Origin of the sequence: Mucilaginibacter sp. SG564 (assembly GCF_013149275.1) — a bacterium.
Lineage (GTDB): Bacteria > Bacteroidota > Bacteroidia > Sphingobacteriales > Sphingobacteriaceae > Mucilaginibacter.
Genome location: NZ_JABGNA010000038.1, coordinates 1 through 1061 on the forward strand (window position 1 = coordinate 1; position 1061 = coordinate 1061).

The window sequence follows — 1061 nt, forward strand, 5'->3', positions numbered from 1 at the left end:
TGTAAAGGTCAGATAATTCGAGGACAGATTAGTGTAACTTAAAGTTATGCGTATTAACACGAACGATCTCACCCTGAAACGCAATTATTTGCAAACCTATCGTTATCTAATCAAAGATTACGAATTGGTCAAACAAGACCTTCACCCAAGTTTTAAACTGGCCAGGGAGTTTTATGAATTCCATCACACCGACCGTCGGAGCTTTCTCAAATATTACAACCGGTACAAACAATCCGGAAATGAGGAAGACCTGTTACCGGCAAAACGGGGGCCTAAGTACAGCACCCGAAGGCCGTCCCTTATTGATGAAGCTTTGGTGCTTGAAATGCGCTCCCGGGGTAACAATAAGTTTGAAATAGCCGATGAGCTTAAACAGAAATCAGATAACTTTAAGCCATCGCCATCGGGAGTTTATAATATCCTGAAGCGTTACGGTAAAAACCGTTTAAAACCAGCAGACAAAGAAGTTAAACGTAAGATCATCAAAGAACGTATGGGACAGTTAGGTCATATCGATTGTCATCATTTAAGCAAAACCATCATTCGGGGTCAGCATCGTAATCTTTACCTGCTTTGTGTCCTTGATGATTACTCCCGGGTAGCATTTGCAGAGGTTATGGAAGATATCACTGCCTTAACCACTATGTTTGCCGCCTTGCGCTGTATGCGGATGATCAGAGAAAAGTTCGGCATCCAGTTTGAAGAGATCATTGCTGATAACGGCCCGGAGTTTGGCCCGGCCAGCAGCCAGAACAAACGCAACCATCCTTTTGAACGGATGCTGATGGAAACCGGTATCAAACGCAGGTATATTCAGCCCTATAGGCCGCAGACAAACGGTAAAGTGGAACGCTTTTGGCGTACCCTTAAAGAAGACCTGATCGAGGAAACCGATTTCGATAGCCTCGAAGAATTGGAAGACGAACTCACCAGGTACCTCGTCTATTATAATTGGGAAAGACCTCATCAAGGTATTGGTGGAAAAAAACCTATTGATATGATCACCCTAAACAACCAAAAATAAACCCGCTAGCTTGTCCTCGAATTACTAAACCCTTACA

At 43.4% G+C, this 1061-nt stretch carries 1 protein-coding gene; it reads left to right on the forward strand.

What is annotated here, in order from left to right; translation table 11 throughout:
• The first annotated feature begins 46 nt into the window (after positions 1-46).
• Complete coding sequence (locus tag FHW89_RS28605) at positions 47-1024, forward strand: integrase core domain-containing protein (RefSeq protein WP_172338459.1); 978 nt, start codon at positions 47-49, stop codon at positions 1022-1024.
• Positions 1025-1061 lie beyond the last annotated feature (37 nt).